Raw genomic sequence first — 21,161 nt, 5'->3', positions numbered from 1 at the left:
ACCTAGAATCAGTTACTCACTTCTCGCCAGTAAATAATTCTGTCGTGGCCTCGATATTGACCAAACTGCGCCTCAACAAAGGGGTGCTCATCATCCAGAGCGCCATCTCCGTCCCAGTCAAAACGCAACCATGGCAATGCAGATAAGTCCTGATTAACTTGAACTTTTCCAGCCCCGCCGACTCCTGGAGCGCTGAAGCTAAAGTTTTCATTTTGCGCATCATCGAGAGGAGCATTCACACTTAAGGTAGTTAACTCTGAACCCACAAGAATATCTTCTAAGCTCGTAGCACCACTACCTAAAGGTGTAACAGTTGGAACAACTGCGGTACATTGATCATCAGTATGGGCAACAAAGGTTCCGGCGCTAGAATAATATTGGGGGTAAGCCTTCATTTTTAACGCTTGAGTATCAGGCCCATAGGCATTCTCCATTTTCCACCGTCCTTGCCGTAATTCTGAGCTAAATTGGAAACCAAGCGCTGCTAAATTACTAGTGCCTGTCACATCATCATCGTCTTCCAAAGTAACGACCAAATCAATATCTGCGTCAAAAGGAACGATATTGGTCCCTGCAGGTCGATCATAACTGAAGTTAGGGTTACTAGAGTGGATAAGTAAGCTAAGCGTTCCATCAATATCTGTTGTCGCACCATAACTTATATCTCCAACTGGCGAGGATAATGTCGCCGCCGTCGCTGCATTATCGGTATAGCAAAAACCCTTAACGCCTACACTACCACCACAAGACTCATCTAGCTCCAGGTTTGCACCCAAGCGCCAAAAATCACCTTCATAGTTTTGTGTAATCGTGCCATCAGCACGTACAGCACTTATCGTCAATTCAGGGACAGTATTCCATTGAAAGGCCTGATTCATATAAGTGAAGGGCGATAGTCCAACGACATTACACGCTGGGGCAAAATTTCCTCCTGTGACGGAAAAGCTCACATCAAAACGATCAGGGATAAACCGACCAACATTACCACTTGTACCACCGCTGACGACTTCACCCGCATAATCGGGCACGGCATAGGCTTCCATAGTGAAAACCCCCACCTCATCTATTTGTTGCGTCACCGACACAACACCATCATCTGCCAATGTAAAGGCCACATTGCTCTCGGCAACATTGGCATTAACACCACTTAGCGGTGCAATAAGATTACTACGCAACGATATTGGCGAAGGACTGATATAGCTCTCAGCCGTTGTTGCGCTTGCATCCGCGCAGACAGCTCTAAGCTGCTGAGTAAAATTATCACCGACCGTTGCAAACTCACTGCAAGATCCAAAAGGAGAAGAACAACTTGGCGCGCTCGGTACAGTCGACTCAATCAAGGAAGGAGAGACAACAAAGGCATTAGACATAAGACCTTGCATAAGTGGCGTTTCACTGAGCCCATCCTCATGTTCAAAGTTAATAGACAATATTTGTCCAGCATCTAAATGCCTAACGTCAAGATCTGCTACACCTTGATCAAAATCTAAAGTCAGATTATCACTAGCAGGTAAACTGTTAGCGATAAGCGTGTTATTAAGGCTTAGGGAAGTCCTGGCCGTATCTGCAATAGCGGGTGACTCATCAGATTGATAATTCACCTCAAACCATGCTTTTAAATCTTTACTCCCGTCAAAATCAGTCAACACTGAACAAGCACTACCACTTGGTTGAGTTTGACCGACAGCGGTTAATGTCATCGATTTAGAATTACCACAAACAAAAGAGGCCGGGTTGGTGGCAACAAATCCGTAAGCACTAAAGTTTGTACCCGGCGTTGCGGTAGAGCTTACACTCTCTGCAGTATCTTCGGCGGTCACGACCACACCATCAACCGCCCTCTCATGGAATAAAAAGACCGTTGCTGCACCGCTTTCAGAGCCATCCAGAGTGAGACCCGATATGGAGGAACCACCGCTAGCAGCATCATAAAACTCGCTATTTGAATCATCATTGGTACTTAAACCAATCGTACCAACATAGTCAGTTTTATCAGTAACACCATCCGCACATACAGCTTGAATACTCACTTCAGCTCTGGAACTCGGGCAGGCTAACCCATAGTCAGGCTGAGTAATCGAAAAACTACCTAAAGAACACGAGCTACAAGCATGAGAGTCCCCCATAGCCGTTCCAATTTCTGCTTCAGTCAGCACGCTATCGTAAACTTTAATCTCATCCAAACGGCCATAAGCTGAAGCGCCTGGTGTTAGATAAGTAGATGAATTGTCCCCGAAGAAGATATTTCCTACATCACCCATAGTGCCGTTAGATGAAATTGACGATGAGGCAGCAGAGCTTCCATCAACATATATATGCAATTCATCGGCAGATAAGTCCCAGGTTACGCCAAGATGAACCCACGTTCCCGCAACAACTGAGTTAGCACTTGTGTATAAGTTGAAATCAAGATCCGCGCTATCTTCCAAGGCAAATCGTAAGCGACCATCATTTAATTTTGCCAAGAAGAAATACTTATCGTTAGAATTTCCTATGACATCGGTAGTTGCATCAATTAAGGTCTTATCTCCACTCCCCACCCAGTTCTCTTCAGCTCGATACCAAAGCACAATAGTCCCTTGACTCCCTACGTCTGTGTCCAAGTCCAGCTGTGAGTCAATGGCATCAATCGTTGCTGAATTTGAGTTGTCGGGAATAAAACTACCTTTACAAACCTGGCCGCTGGCATGGGACTCTGCACTACCGACACTTAATCCCGCATTACCGTTACCCGAATAATCCTCGATCGACACGCCTGCGCCCGACCAATTATTTTGCTCAAAGGCAAAGTGAGCAAGAGGCTGATAGGCGCCACATGAACGTGTCTCGGTATATAAGGCATTCACTTGCGAATCACTTAGAACGCTGTTGTATATTTTGACTTCATCTAGCTGACCTTGAAAGTACTCTGGCGAACCACCTGTATCTTCTATCCGGCCGATACTCGTGAAAGAGTTGCCAATCACACCTGCTGCTGCGGTGCCACTTTGATCCAACACGCCATCAATATATATTTTATACGCACCACTACCGGCATCACGTGTTAGTACCACATGATGAAAGCTATTATCATTGATCACTCCTGAGGATTTTGTTGAGTAATCGTTACCGACCGATAAGCCAATATGGCCCGAGGCATCGATCCAGCCCCAAAAGATATCGTCGGAGCCTCCCGCCTCTTCTATACCTGCAATACCGGGCGCCTGCCATCCGGTATTATTTCCTACTTGTGTGGTCTTGATCCAAAAACTCAGTGAAGAGGTTCCCGTAAGCGTTGTGCCTACGGCTGAGCTTTCAATGTAGTCATCAACACCATCGAAATCGCCTGCTCGGCAAAGGTGTGCTGTATTCGTTGTGTCTAAGCCATTTTGAGAACTGGCATTGCTAGAACTAGCTGAGCTATCCACCACATCACCTGATGAGCCAGACCAAGCCGTCTCGTCCATTCGAAATTCTGCGACAGGTTCAGGTAGCTCACCTGTGACCGCACATGAACTCAAAGCTGCACTTGGAATAGCTTCCCAACTGCCACCGTCACGGCGCCATTGCAAACGAGCATAAGCTTGACCAGTATGCTCAAAGTGCTCCATCTGAACGATATAGCCCTGCCCAGAATTTAATAATTGCGCCGCAGAAGTGCTCGAATAACGCGGTCCATGAAGGCTCCAGTCATTAATAATCTCACTACCTTCAAGGTCTAAGCGTACACCATCATCTGAATACAGCCGGAACTCATAACTACCTGTTTGTGTCGGTACCACATAGCCATTCCAACGAATACTGAAACGCTCATTATTTCCAGAGGTACTAGGGAAAATAGTCGGCGTTCCTGAGCCCCAACCAAAATCCACTTGGCTATCTTTACGCAGATATGCCGTACCGGTAAATAAACCTGAAGGCTGAGAAACCTTGGTTCCACTTCCGTTACGTTGATCAAAGTAATGACCAGTTAAACCAGAGAAATCAACGCTGTGATCAGTACCATCCACCGTCAAGGTATATGCCTGGCCCGCTACAATTCCTGTTACCTGCAATACAACCGTTGTGTCACTTTGCTGACTAACACTACTAATCGTCGCTGCATTTAAGGAGTAGTAGCTAGTATCTAAGGCATCACTATCAATGGTATTGTCGAATTCGACTACCAAGAGATTATCAACACCACAGGCACCATGGACACTATCAACATTCAATACACCACTCGCCCCTTCTCTCAAAGCAATTAAGTGACCAATGGCATCATCAAAAATTGTTGACGCCGTCGCGACTCGATCACCCGATGCACCTGCCGTAGGTCGAAGCTCATATGCGGCCATTGTTGTTATTCCGTCATTACCCTTATGTTCCTCAATATCGTACATTTCAGTCATACCGACAGGTGCGGAAAACGCTGCGTCTCCGGCTTCAAGCGTATAAAATGCCACCAGCATTCCCCCCGAGCCTGAAGTATTGACCGACGGTGCTGTCACACTGGACCAACTCATACCTACGCTAGAATCTTCATCATCTATTGGTGTGGAGGTATCGACACCTCGAAAGACAGACATACCACCTATATACCGCCGATTCCGATTGCCATCAAAATCAAAGTTATACCCGGTCCCAGCGTCGCCAGACGTAGCCAGGCGATAGTACAATGATTGGAGTACATCATCGTCTCTGTCTTGAGAGCTAATCTGAGTCCAACCAGCTGGCGCTGTCACCCCATCACTACCACTTCTGTTTCGGATAGTAATCTGCACCAATAACAAATCATTTTCTTCAGCACTCGCTGGTACAGTAAGAGTGACATCATCGTTATTGCCATCTTCAGTCGTACTAGCTACAAAAGTAATTGCAGAATGAGCACTACTAGCGAAAGTAAACAGACAGACAATCACACATATACTTGTAATAAGTCGGAACAATAACAAAACACCCTTATTAATCATGAGCCCTCACCTGCACCGAACGAGTCGCCTGGTCCAAACCACTTCCACAGGTCGCTGTGCTTGTAAATGTCATATAATTTGTACCTGCCACCGTATCAATTCGGCAAATCAGTTGTGCAATGCAGTTATCCAAGCCAGGGTTACTCCCTCCTGCATCAAAGTCCAGATACCCCATTGCATCATTACAAGTTGTCCCACCAACGAACACTCTGTTTAGCGCTATCTGAGCACCGCTTTCCGCCGCGTAAAAGGCTCGTGTAGATTCAAAGTCTTGAGCAAAGCCCATACTGGAATCTTCAGCCAGATCACTCATTGCCAAAACGATCAAAGCAAGAATAACGATCAAAAATATTGTCGCAGGAAGTCCAATACCTCGCTGCTTAAGGTGTAGTTGTCTAAAGTGGAGTTGCCTAGGGTACATTGCGAATTTGCACCTCTTGATTTACGGCCTGGAGTTCACCATTACTACCTGTAACACTGTAAGCAATATTTACCACAGCATTACGAGTCAGGCTGGCGTCTGTATAAGCAAAGCTACCTAAATTCGCACCATTTGCCATGACAGTTTGCTTGTTGGTATCAGGGGTCGAATCAAAGCCATAATCAAAATAACGATAGAGAAAGCCACCGCTAAAACAAAACATCACGGGGTCCTGACTAATAAACAAACGCTTAGTTGGGGAGTCACTGACAAATTGATGGCTTGATTGTAAGTTAATCGTCAAAGCACCGGCTGTTGCGCCGGCAGTAATACTAGAAAGCAAGCTACTAATTACGCGCTGGCTTCCAGATAGGTCATAAACATCACTGACGGCATTACTATAAACGGCCACTCTGTCCTGGCTAGTATCGACACTTGCATCCACGTAGCTAGCAAAAGGTACCACCTCGAAACTACTGGCCCCACTTAAAATCGGCACACTTAAATAGTCCGTTGCAGCGACAGTGGGAATAAACTCAATACATGAGCCGCCACTAAGCGTTTGAATACTATTCGGTAAAGCTAATCGTAGTTCTCTACTTAGCTTCTCTGATACCACCCAAGCAATGGCAGATATTTTACCGCGCTCAGAGGCATCGATCATGCCCTCCGTAGTTCGACCGATAAATCCGGCAATTCCTACACCTAGAATACCTATCACGACAATCGTGACAATCATCTCGATTAAGGTAAATCCTTTAGAGTCATTTAAGGGGCGCGACATTAGAAGTTCCCCTTATAAGCGGCAAAGGTCATCGTACTTTGGCCCGGTGGCGTTATCGAAATAGTTATTTTCTTGGCGTGATTCGTTGCACTCGCTGACACTAAGTTAGCGGTATCGCACGCCACACTAATAGAAACACTATAACTGTCATAAGAACTATCTAAACCTGCAGTTAAGCTGACCGGTGGAGCATCTGTCAAACCATCATAGTCATCCACATCGTTATAGACAGAGCGAGTTTCCAGGACGTCTCCGGGTGAATCGGGACCCAGATCTGCTGCTGTACAACCTGGGCTCGCGACCATCGGCACACCACCCACGGGCGTAGCGTGGTCATAATTCTTTGATAATATTTCGTCAAAATATAACTGTGTCAGCTTTAAGGTCTTATTCCTCCAAAGGGGGTCAGCACTATGTTTCATGGTAAAACTGAAAGAGTTCAGCACTGCAACCATAGCAATCGATAGAATCACAATAGAAATGACGAGTTCAACCAAGGTGACGCCTTGCTGTCGGCTTAAACTTCTTGAACGAGTAACATTAGCTCTCACGGGCATGCCCCCGACGATTCGTAAACAAAACCCGAGGAGGAGAAGCAAATACGATGGGTTTTCGTACCAACGATCGTAACATTGTGATTTGCGGCATCGTCCATACTTGCTGTTTGATCCCACGCCAAACTAACAGTAGCCCCCAACGCCAGCGCAAGGCCATCTATTGAAATTGTGGGCAAAGGTGTTTCCAGTTGATAAGTCTGAACGCTTTGCTGATGCTTCAGTAGGGTAAAATGCAGGTCGCCGCCAGCGGTACGAATAAACTGTATTTCCGCTGGATCTCCCGACGGTATAGGTGCCGCACCCGCTATTTGCACCTCTTGAGCACTGACACCCAAGGCTAACTGTTGCGCGAGTAAACCAAGAGAAAGAAGCCTTTCCTTGGCTAAGTAGTCTGCATAGGAGTCTTTTGAAGAGAACAGGCTATTGGCACCGACACTTAGAACACCGATGAGCACGATGACCATCACCAGCTCAATCAAGGTAAAACCATGCTGGTTAGTCTGTTTTGAATAGTTTGCTATGATCTTGTTCGACAAAAATCTTGCCTTTAAAAAACGAAAAAAAGCGCCCACCGGCGCTTTTTCACACAACTACTAATCAATCACAATTCGTAACATCAATTGAAATAGTTGGGCTATTATTTGCTGCAGCAGCTGTATAGGTAATACGGCAAGTTGCTGCATTAGCTGGTGTTACACCTGAAGCTGTCACTGTAACCGTCGAAGTTGCTAAACCGCCTGGAGTACCACCCAAATCGAAATCAGCAGCAGTAATCTGAGCAGCATCAAGAATACCTTCAGATCCAGCAGTTTGTGCTTCAGGATAGCCGTTCAACATCTGAATAACCTGACCTTCCATTGTAATTTCAGTCAAGGAGTTATCGCCCTGAGCCAAATAGTCTGCGTGAGCTATGGATGACGCAGACCTCATCGCGCCATAAGCACCTTGAAGTGCTGCAGCACGCGCTTCACCACCTAAGTCTGCAAAACGAGGCAATGCAAAGGCTGCCAAAATACCTAAGATCACGATAACCATGACCAATTCGATGAGTGTAAAACCCGCTTGACGCTTCATGAGTAGAGCTCCTAAATCTTAATAATTATTTACTGCTTTCGTTCGTTAAAATTAAAAGTTAATGCTTCTTGGACTTAACGCCAAGTTTAAGTAGCACTAAAACTTCGTTCACTAATCTATTGATTTAACTATAGACATGCTTTTAAAACTTCGCACATCATTAATGTATGTTTTTGTTTAAAAATCGTAACAACAAAGCTTACTTTCTTAATAAAACTGCTTAAGGCTGAATATCTGTATAGACAGTGCCGGTGTTCGGGTCATACTCAACGTTATGTCCATCAACTGTTGCCTGATAGGTATATCGACAATCACCAGAATTCACCGTTGTCAGGTAGTCTTCACCCACGGCTGTCGACGTCGTTAGGCCATTAGTATTCATTAATGCCCCCCACAGTGCATTACACTCAGCAGCGGTCATTCCACTGGGGTTGGTGTTACCATTTACGCCTGTTGGCCAGCCATCGACACTAACATCGATAACATTATCTGGTTCACCATATCCAGGTAAGTCTGTAATGGCGGTACGGGTACCGTTTGCCAGCCACTGGGCTCTAACCAGTGAAACCGACGAGGTAAAACTACCACCAGCGCCTTCAACAGCCGATCGATGCGCCTCATCAGAAATCTCAGCAAACTTCGGGAAGGCCACCGCAGAAAGAATAGCTAGCACGGCAATCACGACCACTAACTCAATTAATGTAAAGCCGGACATTTTTTTCATAACTTCAAACTCTCTTCATCAATGTAAATTGAAACCTGTTTTTGAAAACCCGTTTTTGAAAACCAAGTACCTGCTTCAGAAACTGCGCTCATGGTTTACGGCATGAGCTGCAGAACTAATCCTTCATATTCTGAATGTTTATTCGCTTGAACTTTATCCTTTGACAATAGACCAACTACTCTAAATTGCAACCATTGCGAATATCTTTGGCGCTGCCATTCAGGTTCATCGCTAACAATCCTTGAGAACTCCCCCTGCAATTGCGCTCGCAAACTCTCTACTGACACATCGCGCGGCTGATAAGCAATATCTCTTAGTTTTGGGTCAAATACCCAAACACCCGCTAGGTGCTGACTTTCCTCTAAAGCTTGCTCTCCAACATAGTGCGTCACGTCATCCTGAACCCAGTTCATCGGATTTGCGCCCACAAACTCTGCCATTGCTTGCGGCCTATCCTGGGCCACCAGAGATGCCTGCATCAAGGTAACAGCAGCATTGAGTTCTTTAAGCCTATGAATAAACTGTACACGCTCGGCATTCACTAGCTCTTGATTCAAACGTTCAGCCAACCAATTCAAGGCGAACACAATAATCAGAAGGCTCACTGCGACCACAAAATAGCGATTGCCGAAACTGCGCTCATAAACAGTTTTTTCTTCCGCTTTATACACGCTGTCTACCGTCCCATTGCTGCCTGGCCCAAGTCCCAGATTGGCAAGAAGACGCCTAATGCCAAGACCAAGACAATGCCGCCCATTGCAACGATTAATATTGGTTCGATTGCTTCAGACAAGCGCTTTAACGAGTAGTCTGCTTCTTCATCATAAAAGTCTGCCACTTCATCCAATAGGCTATCGATCGAGCCGGTCTCTTCACCAACCGCCATCATCTGCAATACCAAGGGGGTAAATATTTCGGTAGCACGCGCCGTTCTTAATAGGCTATCGCCACGCTCTATTCCCACTTTCATATCAATAATTCGTTTACCGATAAACTTATTCCCCGAGGCCTCCGCTGCAATCGCCAAAGCATGAGTAATCGGCATGCCGGAAGCGAGCATCATGGCAAAGTTTCGGGTAAATCGTGATAAGGCGATCTGTTCAAATAAAACCCCTACTATTGGAAAGCCGAGTTTTTTCCTATCCCAAATATAATTGCCATTCTCCGTCGCCACCCACTGTTTAAAGGCATATATTCCCGCAAAAATAAGACCGATAATCAGCCACCAGTAAGCCAAACAAAACTCAGAGGTCGCCACAAGTATCTGAGTCGGTAGCGGCAGGTCTGCACCAAATTTGGCAAAGACACTGGCAAATTTTGGAATAACGAACAAGTTAACAATAAACAAGGCGATGAAGATCGCAGAAATAACCATGGTTGGATAGCGAGTCGCTTGCTTGATACGTTTACGTGTATCACGCTCCATTTCCAGGCTCTCACTTAATCGTTTAAAGGCTTCCTCAAGTTGACCTGTATTTTCACCTACGTGAATCATACTAATAAACAAATCAGAAAAGACCTTGGGGTGGGCCTGCATGCATGAAGCTAAATTCACACCTGACTCTAGGCGCTGAGAAACATCAAAGAGTGTCTCGCGAAGCACTTCTGACTTGGTTGAATCCGCCAAGCCTTTCATTGCACGTATAATAGGAATACCGGCGCGAGCCAAAGCATTCATTTGCCGACAAAAAATAATCAGCTCATCAAGCGTCACTTTGGGTTTGATCAGCTGTATATTTATACTGCCCAAACTTTTTGACGCTTCCTGCAGCTCACTGATTTGAACCGGAGTAATACCTTTTTTAAGCAGCTCATTGGCAGCAGCTGACTCTGAAGCTATCTCCAGTTCACCGCTAACCTGGGCCCCTTTTGCATCACGCCCCTTGTATTGAAATCGAGCCATTAACCCTGCCACCCTTCAAGTAAGTTACTCATCGAGTTCATCCAGGTCTATTTCCAGCTCATCGTCCAAGCTTGCCCCCAATTCATCAAGGGTTGCAGAAATTCTGAAGACCTCATCAATCGTCGTAATACCCTGACGCGCATACTCTAAGGCGCACCGATCCAAGGGCTCGTAATAAGCATTCATCTTGGCAGCTTCAGCAAAGGCATCCGGGTCTGCACGACGAAGCGCCCCCAAAGTACGATCATCCATTTCTAGCCACTCGTAAATACCTACTCGCCCTTTATAGCCGGTATCACTGCACTGGTAACAGCCGCTTCCAACAGTGAAATTATCTGGTAGGATTTCACCTTCAGCGACCATACTACCTAGCCAGATTCTCTCCTGTTCCGTTGGGTGATACTCGGTCGCACAGTTCGGGCATACCCGTCTGATAAGACGCTGGGCCAGCACCCCGCCCAAAGAACTCGCTACCAAATAAGGCTCTGCGCCCATATCAATCAAACGCATGGCACTGCCAATCGCGTCATTGGTATGCAAGGTCGACATCACCATATGACCTGTCATTGCCGCCCGCAAGCCAATTTCTGCGGTCTCTTGGTCTCGCATCTCACCAACCAAAACAATATCCGGGTCTTGACGCAAACAGGCCCTAAGTACGGTAGAAAAATTCAATCCCACCTTTGGGTTAACCTGTACCTGAGTAATTCGCGGAAGACGATATTCAACCGGATCTTCTGCGGTAATAATTTTTACTTCTGGTTTGTTCAATTCAGATAGCGCGCCATACAAAGTGGTCGTTTTACCACTCCCCGTCGGCCCGGTTACCAGTACCAGTCCATGCGGACGTGTCACTGCGATTCTAAAACGCTCGAGTATTTTGGGGGGCATACCTACCTTGTCCAGCCCCAGAATACCTTCGGTCTGATCAAGAAGACGCATCACCACGGACTCGCCATATTGCGTAGGCATCGTCGATAGACGCACATCCACTGACCGCGCCTTAACCCTAACGTTAAAGCGTCCATCTTGAGGAATTCTTTTTTCGGATATATTTAAGCCCGACATCAACTTCAAACGCAGTACCAGGGCGGCATTGATTCGTGTCTCTTTCATCACCTGCTCTTGCAGAATGCCATCTATACGCTGCCTGATTCGTACCACACTTTCGTCTGGTTCAATATGTATATCAGATGCTCTCGCCTGCACCGCATCTTCAAAAATAGATTGCAGCAGTTTTACAACCGGTGCTTCACTGTCATCTCCGGTCGTGGTTAACTCAGCCAAGTCGAAAGCATCATCTTCCAACTCTTCTTCAAGCTCTCCAGCCAAGTGAGATATTTCTTCTGTTTTACGATAAACCATGTCAATGGTCGTCAAGAGCTCGCTTTCACGAACAACCGCTAGACGTAAAGGCTGGTTGACCGCTCGACCAATCTCATCGAAGGCCATAAGATCCATCGGGTCGGCCATGCCGACTAACAACTCTCCCTGCTGTTCATCTAAGACTATCGCTCTGAAACGTCGTGCTAATGTCTCCGGCAGCTTATTAACCAGGTCGTTATTAAACTGGTAATGACGAAGGTGAACAAATGGCACTTCCAACTGCTGAGACAGTAAATTCAGAAGTTTGTCTTCATCAACATAACCAAGATCGATCAGCGCTTTACCGAGCTTCCTTCCGGTCTTTTTCTGCTCCGATAGGGCCGTCATTAGCTGATCTTCGGTAATAACACCGTTTTGTATCAGCAAGTCACCAATTCGAATTTTCTTTTTCGGTTCACTCATATCTTCACTCAATTACTTTACCGAGGACAGGGCTGTCAGCCGCTGACCGATATAACTCTCTAGCGCACGATTCAAACCAGGCAGGGTCATCGCCTGTTGATAAGCAAATACAGCCTGCCGCCCTTGTTTAAGCTGGTCTGCCGCAATCCCCAAACCAGCCCACCAGTCTGCAACCGTGTCGTTGCTCTGTATAAGCTGACTGTATTGTTCAAACGCTTTGCCTGATTGCCCATTTCGTTGGTATAGCGATGCCATCAATGCAAAGTACTCTGGCATCTTGTCAATATCTGGCAAGGACTGCTCTAGTAAAGCAACGGCGAGCTCAGGCTCCCCTTGCATCAACATCCATCGCGCTTTAACTTGTCTCAGGTCTGGGCTCAATGGCTTACCCGCCCGGCCCAGCAGGCCCGACAGCTCGTTGAAGCGCTGGTCTTGCAGTAAGCGATTTGCCAAAACGCTGAGCGTTTTATCGACAGTCTTGTTCTCGGCAACAAAAGCCTGCATTAAAGCATAAGCTTCTGCTGGCTTACCTATTTCAAATAATGAAATAGCATCTGATGCCATTTTTAAATCAAGTGCAGAGGGAGACAAAACAACACCAAGCGGCTTGGCCTTGGTTTTCGCTTTTGTCTGCAAATTTGGCTCAGCATCAGCTCCCTTGCTAACAGTACTCTTATCAACTTTTGGCTGAGTCACAATATTATCGCTAGCCTTTTTGACTTCACGACTCTCTTTTGCCACAACAGATTTCGTTGCTTTGCTTTCTTCCACGACACTTGTTCGCGCTTTTTTCTCAACAATAGCCGAGGCAACCGGCTCCACTCTTTTCTTTTCTTTTAGCGCAGATTCTTGCAAAACCTGAGTCTGTTTCGTCGCTACAGCAGGTTCGAGTAATTTAGGCCCGGCTATCTGCTTTTCATTTACTGTCTGCTCTTCGACAGGCATTGTCGGCGCTTGCTGTGAAAGCCCTGCTTCCGATTGAACCGCCCGCTCACTATTATTGTCTCTATCTCCAGAGACAACAGTGCTTTCCTCAGTCGACATAAGAATATAAGCAAACAAGCTCGCCACCAGAATGACCAAGACGACCAAAATAAGATCTTTCTGCTTAAAGCTACTTTGTTTGGGCTCGATCATGCTTTCTCGAGACACGCCCGTATCTAGGGAACCGGTTTGCTCAGGGGCTTTACGCTTCTCCAGATCCCTAAGCATATCATTGACTAAACTCATGAAAGCGCTCCAGGTAGAGGCATAGATCGCCACCAGGGTTTATGTGCGCTTTCCGTATCTTTAATCGCTGCTTTCATATGCTTCGCGGTCACTAGGTTTACACCCTCACCAAAGGCGCCCATCAGCGCCTTATGGCATAAAATATTTACCAAGCGAGGAATACCTTTGGATGCACTCACTAATAGTGAAATTGCTTTTGCTTCAAACAAACGACCACCGCTGTATCCTGCCAGGATCATTCGATGAGAAATATATTGTTCGACACCCTCCCTATCGAGCGGGCGAATTTCATGCTGAAACGTTATTCTTTGCTGCAGCTGTCGAAGACTTTTGCTATTCAACATTTCATCCAATTCTGGCTGACCAAAGAGTACAACCTGCATCAGTTTTGCCGATTCCGTTTCCAGGTTGGTGAGCAAGCGCAAGGCTTCTATAGTGTCTTCCGGCATCGATTGCGCTTCATCAATCACCAGAACGACTTGTTTATCGAGTGCAGCCAAGGCCAATAAAGCTTTTTGGATATTTCCCAAAGCCAGTACATGCTGATCTGTTGCAACCGAGCCAAGCTGTTTAGGCTCTTCAATTATTATTTCACTATTTGCCGGACTAGCGCTTTCCAAAGCAGCTTCGAGCTCATCAGAGATCAGGCAATAGAGTGTTGCCGGTGAAAAATGGGGGTTAGGCAAGTAGACAGTAACGAAAGGGTCTTCGAGAGAGTTTAAAAGTTTCCTACACAGTAAAGTCTTACCGGTACCGACTTCTCCGGACACTTTGATAAAGCCTTCTTTGTTATTCAAGGCCCATAACAGCATTTCCAAACCGTGTTGATGCGTCTCCGACTTGAGAAAGAAGTGAGTGTTTGGGGTCAATGTGAATGGCGCTTCATTTAAGCCAAAAAAGGACTCGTACATATCAAGTTGCTCTATTTTAGACGACAAGTCTTATACTTAAGTCCAAACCTCAATAAAAACTGGTTTGGACAGGTGCAGCCATTACATCTCTAAACTCGCCAAAACGGTCTCGGCTTGCTTTGATATCCTGACGAATGACTCGACGGTTCGTCACCGTTGGGCGAAGCAAGATAACCAACTCGGTTTTCTCAGACTGTTCGCCTTTTTGCTTGAATAACTCTCCAACCAAAGGAAGCTCAGACAGGAAAGGCACGCTGGAATTATTATCCGAACTTCGATTTTGAATCAGGCCACCGATCACAACAATCTGACCATTTTCTGCCGTAATAATACTGTCAGATTCTCGAATACTCGAAAATGCCAAAGGCAAATCCAAGTCCTGACCACCGACTGAAATAATTTTCTGCTGATCTTCCACCTTACTAATTGTTGGGTGGACATGAAGAATAATCTTGCCATCTTCACTAATCTGAGGCGTCACATCCAAGGCAATTCCCGAGAAGAAAGGTGTCAAATCAATGTCTGTAGACGTAGAGTTCGAATCACTATTAGATTCAAAATCGATATCTGTTACAAAGTACTCATCACTTCCTACTTTTATCACAGCTTTCTGGTTATTTACCGTTGCGATGCGAGGGCTGGACAATACCTGAACATTTCCTTGAGTGCCTAGCAGGTTGATCGTGGTATCAAAGTTACCTAGCTTTATTGTCGAGGCGAAAACACCTCCTACATCTCCAGACGTCACCTGACGTGCGAGCTGGGTAAAATTCACACCATTTTTCGGGTTGCCCGATGAGTCCAAACTATCACTTGCACGTGAGAAGCTCCAGTCGACACCTTGCTGATATCCTTCATTCAAGCTCACTTCTAATATCTTCGCTTCAAGAATAACCTGGCGTTGAAGTATCAACTCTGAGCTTTCCAAGTAACGCTCCACCGAAGCAAGCGTGTCGCTATCAGCACGTACGACGGCCATACCTGTGCTTGGAGTAATCACAACAGAGTTGCCTTCTTTACTACCAATAATCAGCTGTAATGTACTTTCCAGACGCTGCCAGAAATCGTTCTGGTTAGTGGTCGCAATACGAGTTCCGAAACCGCTGCTTTGCGTACTAGCACTGCCAGAATCTGAGTCGGAGTCACTTGAGGAAGAGCTTCCTCCACTTGAGTTTTGAGTAATTTGTCCAGAGCTAACGCGCGTCTCACTATCGCCGTTTCGGTTTACATTCAGATAGTTTATTTGAAAGATCTGGGTACGAAGCCCGGCAGGGAAGACCTTTATAAGTCGGCCTGACTCCTCATATTCATAACCATAGATATCTTTGGCAATGCTCATCACTTCAGATACCGTTACATCCCTGAGTTGCAAGCTAATACTGCCACTAACATCAGGATGAACAACCATATTTTTATTTGTACCGTCTACAAGGCCGGCAAAGAAATCCCGTGCCGGAACATTGTTCACGCCAATATCAAAGCGCGGCTCAATTTTTCCTATTGCACTATTGTAATTACCAATTTGTGGCGTTAGTGCGTCAACAACAGCAAGCGGCACTTCTTCATTCGCATGGGGAGATAAAGGCTCATTCTGCTCATCAAGCGCCTCATCCAAGGTATCGTTTATCTGATCAACCGCCGACGTGGTGTTCGCGGTTGGTGTCTGGAGCAGCGCATTTTTATTCGCACAGGCAGATAGAATTAAGCACATACAAAATGCCAGTAAACTGTGGGCACCTTGTTTTGTTACTTGATACGAGCCTTTTGACCTTACCATGTTGTTCTCACTTCTGTACTTTTGAGCCTGCCACAATCATGTAGCTATAGGCTTTATATCGCAGACCAAACCTTAGCTTAGGCCCGCTTAAAGTTATTTTCGAATTTGTTTGATTTTATTGAGGTGCAAAACGACTTCTCTTCCGTCATACACCAACGAGACAGACTCCGACGAAATTCTTCTTACTTTCGCACCGGAAACAAAGTCTCCTTCATACACTTTTTTGCCATTGATCATTGCTCGGCGGTTATCCCCTGCGCTCATTATATAGTTGAGAGAGAAGTTCGGCATACGGCGCTTGGTTTTCGCGGCAGCCTTTCTCTTTTCCCCATACGGCGCTGTTGGGTCAGACAAGACCTCACCGCCAGGCAAACTATAAGTTTGTTTGGCGGACAGCGACAATGAAGCGCTTAAGCATAAGCCAAACACTAATACTAAAGAGCTCTTGTAAATTGTAGTTTTAAACACCGATCCAGTCCTCTTCCAGGCTCAGAGTACTGAGCTGAACTTTTATCGTCGCATTAGGGTACCGATCAACTTTATAACTCAGCATTCTCCAGTAAAAGCCGCTCAAGCTTTCTAATTGCTGTAAATATTCAACCGTCTGGAAATAAGTTCCTCGCAATTCCATTTCAAAGCCATGCGTAAATATAACCGCCTGAGGCTCTGCAGAAATGGCGCTATCATTAGTCTTATCTGATTCGTCTGTGGTACTCCCCAAACTCACGTTCAAGGGCTCTACCGGTAGATTTTTGGCACTTAGCAAGCTCAAGCCTTTGTAGTCAGATAAGACCTTTTTCATAAGGTTTGCCATATCTTCAGGCGCAACCAGGTTACTCATACGCTGCCCTATCTTTAAACGTAAGCCCTGCAGGCGCTCTTTTAATTGTTCTTGCTCTTGCCTTAGTGCTGCATTCGGGTCGTGAGCCAAAGCTGAAGTCAGCTCACTGAGCCGATTACTTTGCTCAACAGTTTCTTGTGTCAACGATGCTTTGTTGGCTAAGTTAGCTTTGTGCTTTTTTTCATAATCAGCGAAGCCTGTCTGCAGCCAAATAAAAGCAATGATCACCACAGCAGTACCCGCCATAATTGCCCGTTCTCTAAGGCTTAGGTCGGCTGTTTTATCACGTAGTTCGTACCATTTCTCAAGGTTCATTTCTGGCCTCCTTCTTGTTCTACAGAAGAACCAGCCGAGTCTTTAGCATAGTTGAGTATTGCTTCACTGCTATCAAGACGAGAAAGTAACACCTCAGGTGCTGCAGTGTGCTCTTCAGAGCGCAAAGAGAAATTCAACCAATGTCTCTTCCCTTCGTGTTTTTCAAGTTCAAACAATGTAAATGTACGCCCCAGGAGGCTGTCTTCCTGACGAAGCTTTTGCAAATACTCGGGCACCAAGTCACCGTTCAGGGTAATGCCTTCAATATGCATCTCCTTTCCTGAGGAGCCAATAATTATTGAGTTCAACCATAGTTTATCTAAGTTCTGGCGTGCAAGTGAGAGCAGAATATTAGAAAAGCCTTCATCATCTTTAACTACAACCGTATCTAGCATTTCGATCATTCGTTGACGAGCTTCAGCTTTAGCGTGCAAACGCTGATTAGCGGCGACTAATGACTCATCTTTTCTCATGCGTTTAGCTTTAACGCTTAGTGTTTCAAGGCGCTTTGCCATTTCTTCATTCTTTGATTTGATTACTTCAAGCTCTTGAGCTTCCTGCTTTAAGCTATGGCTAAGCCACAAGCTGACACCAATGAGCAAGAGCAAGGTGACAACAGGCAGAAGTATAATTTGTTCGAGTGGTAACTTTACGCGTTTTGGTTTGAAAGCGTCGGTATAGAGGTTTACTTGTTGCATATTGCTCTACCCCTCTCTCAATGCACTGGCGAGCGCGACAAAAGCTTGAATTTCTTCAAGGCCCAGATTTGCCTCGTCCTGCATAAACAAGGACATATCAAGCGGTTCGACTCTGGCGCCAATACTACCACCAAGCATATTTGCTAATGGCATATTGGGTGCAGGGCCCATCAGTGCAACCGTTTGCGGAGGAACTTGAGCCATCTGGCTTTCAAAGTAATCAAATGAGCGCTGGATTTCTAAAGATAATTGCTGAATAACCGAGTTTTGCTGCGCGACATCGTTCAGCGCTTGTAAAGAAAAGTCAAAATGCCTGGAAAAGTAAAGCGTGTCACCTTTAACCAACACAATCATTCCAGCACCGTGACGAAGATATAAAACCGCAACGGGTCTTTGATCATCACCTGCTAGTCGCAAGGCAATATTCCTAATCGCTAGCTCTGAGATCTCAATTGTTTCTAGTTCCAAACCAGACTTATTGACGAGATTCACGGTATCCTGGATTAAAGCTGACCGACTGGAAACAACATTCACCTGTTCCGGACGTCCTTTTAGGGCATCCTGAGGAAAATCATAGACATCCAGCACCGCATCGTTTACGTCATAGTCGAGTAGGTCTTTTAGCTTCCAGCGAACGGCATCGACGAGTTCACTCTCTTCAACTTTTGGCTTCTCGATAGGGTAAACTCGATACTGATCTGCCGGCAAAACGACGCGACAAGTTGCACCGTCGAGGCCATGCTCTTCAACAAGTGACTCCAGCACTGATACACGCTCTGCCGCATTGCACTCACGATAATCACACAATGTAATGAGCGCATTTTTGCCTTCATTTTTCGAAGCGACAGCAAGAGCTATACCGCTGGAGCGAACTTCCAGCCCTACTACTTGAGCTTTCGATTTCTTTTTAAATAGCGAAAACAAATACCTGCCCCTAGATCTAAATAAGCCCCTGAATCGGAGCGCCACCAGCCTTTTTAAAGCTTTTAGTTAGAATAGTTCAGTAAGTTACTGTTTGCAAAAGTTTTATACCACATAGAATTCAACATTAAGACCCAGACTCAGCAGCAGCGAATTTTAAAACTGTAAATGCAAAAATCCCCACCAAAGGCGGGGATTTTTTACTTACTCTGATGCCTGCACAAAATTTGCGGCATACATAAGAAGCTTAGAAGCAACTATTAAACAAGGTTTCGCCATTTAAGCCCTGCTTCTCAAGGATATCTCTGAGTCGCTTAAGTGCTTCAACCTGAATCTGACGAACTCGCTCGCGAGTTAGACCAATCTCTTTACCAACCTCTTCCAAGGTGCTCATACGGTAGCCACGAAGACCAAAGCGACGAGAAAGAACTTCTTGCTGCTTACCAGACAACTGATCCAACCAGCCATCAATGCTACCTTTAAGGTTACTATCCTGCAGCAACTCTGCAGGATCAGACGCTGACTCATCAGCAACTGTATCTAGTAATGATTTGTCGCTACTGCCGCCGATAGGCATATCAACAGAGGCAACACGCTCGTTCAAGCCCAACATGCGCTTAACATCAGCAACAGGCTTATCAAGCAAATCTGCAATTTCTTCTGGCGATGGCTCGTGATCAAGTTTTTGAGTCAACTCACGTGCAGCACGCAGATATAAATTCAGCTCTTTTACTACGTGAATAGGCAGACGAATTGTACGCGTCTGATTCATGATTGCGCGCTCAATAGTTTGGCGAATCCACCATGTTGCATAAGTAGAGAAGCGGAAACCACGTTCTGGGTCAAATTTCTCAACTGCGCGAATTAGGCCTAAATTACCCTCTTCAATCAGGTCAAGTAGAGTCAAACCACGATTAACATAGCGACGTGCGATCTTTACAACGAGTCGCAAGTTACTTTCAATCATTCTCTTACGCCCGGCCGCATCACCTTTCTGCGCCAAGCGAGCAAAATAAACTTCTTCTTCTGGGGATAAAAGCGGAGAAAATCCGATTTCATTCAAGTACATTTGTGTCGCATCAAGCTGACGGTATGACTGACTTTCTGATGAGCGACCGTCTATGCCTGTCTTCTTAGCTTTCTTTTTCGCGGTTATCGGAGTGACGACTGTCTCAGCCTCTTCCTCAAAACCCCAACTTTCAGTCGTTGTCTCTTCTGATTCAACGCCATCAATTTCTACTACATCGTCAAAGTACGCTTCTCTTTCTGCTGACATCTGTCTTGCCTCGCTTTTTATTGTTTGCTCATCAAGATCCTTGATGATGCAACCTAGCTGTTTAAATAAATACGCTACCAGCCTCGCAACTGGCATTTTTCCCTTTTAGGATAGTTTTATCTCGCAGGCAGATATTTCATTGGGTCAACCGGCTCACCATTGCGCCGAATTTCAAAATGAAGCATTACCTGTTTTGAGTCAGAGCTCCCCATCTCTGCGATCTTGCGACCTTTTATTATTTTTTGTCCTTCTTTAACTAGTATCCGCTGGTTATGTGCATAAGCGCTGAGGTAAGTTTCATTATGATTTATAATTACCAAGTTTCCGTAGCCTAACAAGCCATTGCCTGCATAAACTACTTCTCCATCAGCGGCCGCATATATTGGCGAACCCAAATTGCCGGTAATATCGACCCCCTTATTGAGAGTCGTACCCGCAGACTTCCCTTTGCTCATTCCACTTGAACGGGAAGTTCCTACAGAACCTTTTATAGAATACATGGCAAGTATCGGGCCAAGATGAGGCCACTGCCAATTTATGTTCTTGATGTGCTTGGTTTTTTTATCTCTTGTTACGTTTTTACCATTCTGCATAGTTTCTTTACGTTCTGTTACATTCCCTCTTCTCTTAGACCCTGATTTTGATATTTTCAAGTTCGATTTCTGTGAGTTTTTGCGACGTTCTAAATTTATTTTTTGCCCCGGCACAATCACATAGGGCGACTTTATTCCATTCTCTCTCGCCAACTCCTTCATCTCACGGCCATAGCGCCATGCGATGGCATATAAGGTATCTCCCTTACGTACAACATGCTGCCCAAAGTAGACTGGAGGGTTAAAGTTTTTATCTAGATATATTGATGGAGAGGTACAGGAGGCCAGAAGGAATAGCGTTAAGATACAAAACGTTACAAAAGCAAGAGGTCGCCTATTTTTTAAACACGCCAAATTACAAAGCGGATAAAAAGTAAACAATTCGACAAACCTCTCCATAACATATAGCTATAATAT

At 45.5% G+C, this 21,161-nt stretch carries 19 protein-coding genes; all 19 read right to left on the bottom strand.

What is annotated here, in order from left to right; genetic code table 11:
* Positions 1-8 precede the first annotated feature (8 nt).
* The gene (locus A3729_RS21680) at positions 9-4,931 is read right to left on the bottom strand and encodes a DUF6701 domain-containing protein (protein WP_068634264.1); all 4,923 of its coding nucleotides are present in this window, start codon (positions 4,929-4,931) and stop codon (positions 9-11) included.
* Entirely contained in the window at positions 4,924-5,352 is a 429-nt protein-coding gene (locus A3729_RS21675) for a hypothetical protein (RefSeq protein WP_068508270.1), read from the bottom strand. The genes A3729_RS21680 and A3729_RS21675 overlap by 8 nt, the downstream gene beginning before the upstream one ends.
* On the bottom strand, positions 5,342-6,136 hold the full coding sequence (locus tag A3729_RS21670) for a type II secretion system protein (RefSeq protein ID WP_068508272.1): 795 nt from the start codon (positions 6,134-6,136) through the stop codon (positions 5,342-5,344). Before A3729_RS21670 ends, A3729_RS21675 begins: the two co-directional genes overlap by 11 nt.
* Positions 6,136-6,687, bottom strand: coding sequence for a prepilin-type N-terminal cleavage/methylation domain-containing protein (locus A3729_RS21665; protein ID WP_197475975.1), 552 nt, complete (start codon positions 6,685-6,687; stop codon positions 6,136-6,138). The genes A3729_RS21670 and A3729_RS21665 overlap by 1 nt, the downstream gene beginning before the upstream one ends.
* Positions 6,684-7,229, bottom strand: coding sequence for a type II secretion system protein (locus A3729_RS21660; RefSeq protein WP_068740403.1), 546 nt, complete (start codon positions 7,227-7,229; stop codon positions 6,684-6,686). Before A3729_RS21660 ends, A3729_RS21665 begins: the two co-directional genes overlap by 4 nt.
* 61 nt (positions 7,230-7,290) lie before the next feature.
* Positions 7,291-7,767, bottom strand: a complete 477-nt coding sequence (locus tag A3729_RS34380; protein WP_068508280.1) for a type II secretion system protein — start codon at positions 7,765-7,767, stop codon at positions 7,291-7,293.
* Between the two features lie 220 nt (positions 7,768-7,987).
* A complete protein-coding gene (locus A3729_RS21650) occupies positions 7,988-8,491 on the bottom strand; it encodes a Tfp pilus assembly protein FimT/FimU (RefSeq protein ID WP_068554219.1) in 504 nt (167 codons plus the stop codon).
* A gap of 95 nt (positions 8,492-8,586) precedes the next feature.
* Positions 8,587-9,162 (bottom strand): hypothetical protein, encoded by a 576-nt coding sequence (locus tag A3729_RS21645; RefSeq protein ID WP_068508285.1) that lies wholly within the window; start codon positions 9,160-9,162, stop codon positions 8,587-8,589.
* Positions 9,163-9,167: 5 nt separating this feature from the next.
* A complete protein-coding gene (locus A3729_RS21640) occupies positions 9,168-10,394 on the bottom strand; it encodes a type II secretion system F family protein (RefSeq protein WP_068554338.1) in 1,227 nt (408 codons plus the stop codon).
* A 24-nt stretch (positions 10,395-10,418) separates the two neighbouring features.
* The gene (locus A3729_RS21635) at positions 10,419-12,182 is read right to left on the bottom strand and encodes a GspE/PulE family protein (protein WP_068509834.1); all 1,764 of its coding nucleotides are present in this window, start codon (positions 12,180-12,182) and stop codon (positions 10,419-10,421) included.
* A 12-nt stretch (positions 12,183-12,194) separates the two neighbouring features.
* Complete coding sequence (locus A3729_RS21630; RefSeq protein WP_068509830.1) at positions 12,195-13,412, bottom strand: M48 family metallopeptidase; 1,218 nt, start codon at positions 13,410-13,412, stop codon at positions 12,195-12,197.
* A complete protein-coding gene (locus tag A3729_RS21625) occupies positions 13,409-14,323 on the bottom strand; it encodes an ExeA family protein (RefSeq protein WP_068509832.1) in 915 nt (304 codons plus the stop codon). Before A3729_RS21625 ends, A3729_RS21630 begins: the two co-directional genes overlap by 4 nt.
* Positions 14,324-14,372: 49 nt before the next feature.
* On the bottom strand, positions 14,373-16,034 hold the full coding sequence (mshL, locus tag A3729_RS21620) for a pilus (MSHA type) biogenesis protein MshL (RefSeq protein ID WP_082870332.1): 1,662 nt from the start codon (positions 16,032-16,034) through the stop codon (positions 14,373-14,375).
* Positions 16,035-16,193: 159 nt separating this feature from the next.
* A complete protein-coding gene (locus A3729_RS21615) occupies positions 16,194-16,502 on the bottom strand; it encodes a general secretion pathway protein GspB (protein ID WP_156498067.1) in 309 nt (102 codons plus the stop codon).
* A gap of 58 nt (positions 16,503-16,560) precedes the next feature.
* Entirely contained in the window at positions 16,561-17,256 is a 696-nt protein-coding gene (locus A3729_RS21610; protein WP_068511626.1) for a hypothetical protein, read from the bottom strand.
* Complete coding sequence (locus A3729_RS21605) at positions 17,253-17,954, bottom strand: hypothetical protein (RefSeq protein ID WP_068511629.1); 702 nt, start codon at positions 17,952-17,954, stop codon at positions 17,253-17,255. The genes A3729_RS21610 and A3729_RS21605 overlap by 4 nt, the downstream gene beginning before the upstream one ends.
* 6 nt (positions 17,955-17,960) lie before the next feature.
* Complete coding sequence (locus A3729_RS21600; RefSeq protein WP_082882136.1) at positions 17,961-18,878, bottom strand: hypothetical protein; 918 nt, start codon at positions 18,876-18,878, stop codon at positions 17,961-17,963.
* Positions 18,879-19,122: 244 nt separating this feature from the next.
* The gene (rpoS, locus tag A3729_RS21595) at positions 19,123-20,151 is read right to left on the bottom strand and encodes an RNA polymerase sigma factor RpoS (protein ID WP_068513624.1); all 1,029 of its coding nucleotides are present in this window, start codon (positions 20,149-20,151) and stop codon (positions 19,123-19,125) included.
* A gap of 116 nt (positions 20,152-20,267) precedes the next feature.
* Positions 20,268-21,125 (bottom strand): peptidoglycan DD-metalloendopeptidase family protein, encoded by an 858-nt coding sequence (locus A3729_RS21590; RefSeq protein ID WP_197475974.1) that lies wholly within the window; start codon positions 21,123-21,125, stop codon positions 20,268-20,270.
* Positions 21,126-21,161: the final 36 nt, after the last annotated feature.

The sequence above is a fragment of the Oleiphilus sp. HI0043 genome, from assembly GCF_001634935.1.
Note: the sequence above shows the minus strand (reverse complement) of the source record. Positions and strands in the feature narration are given on the sequence as shown.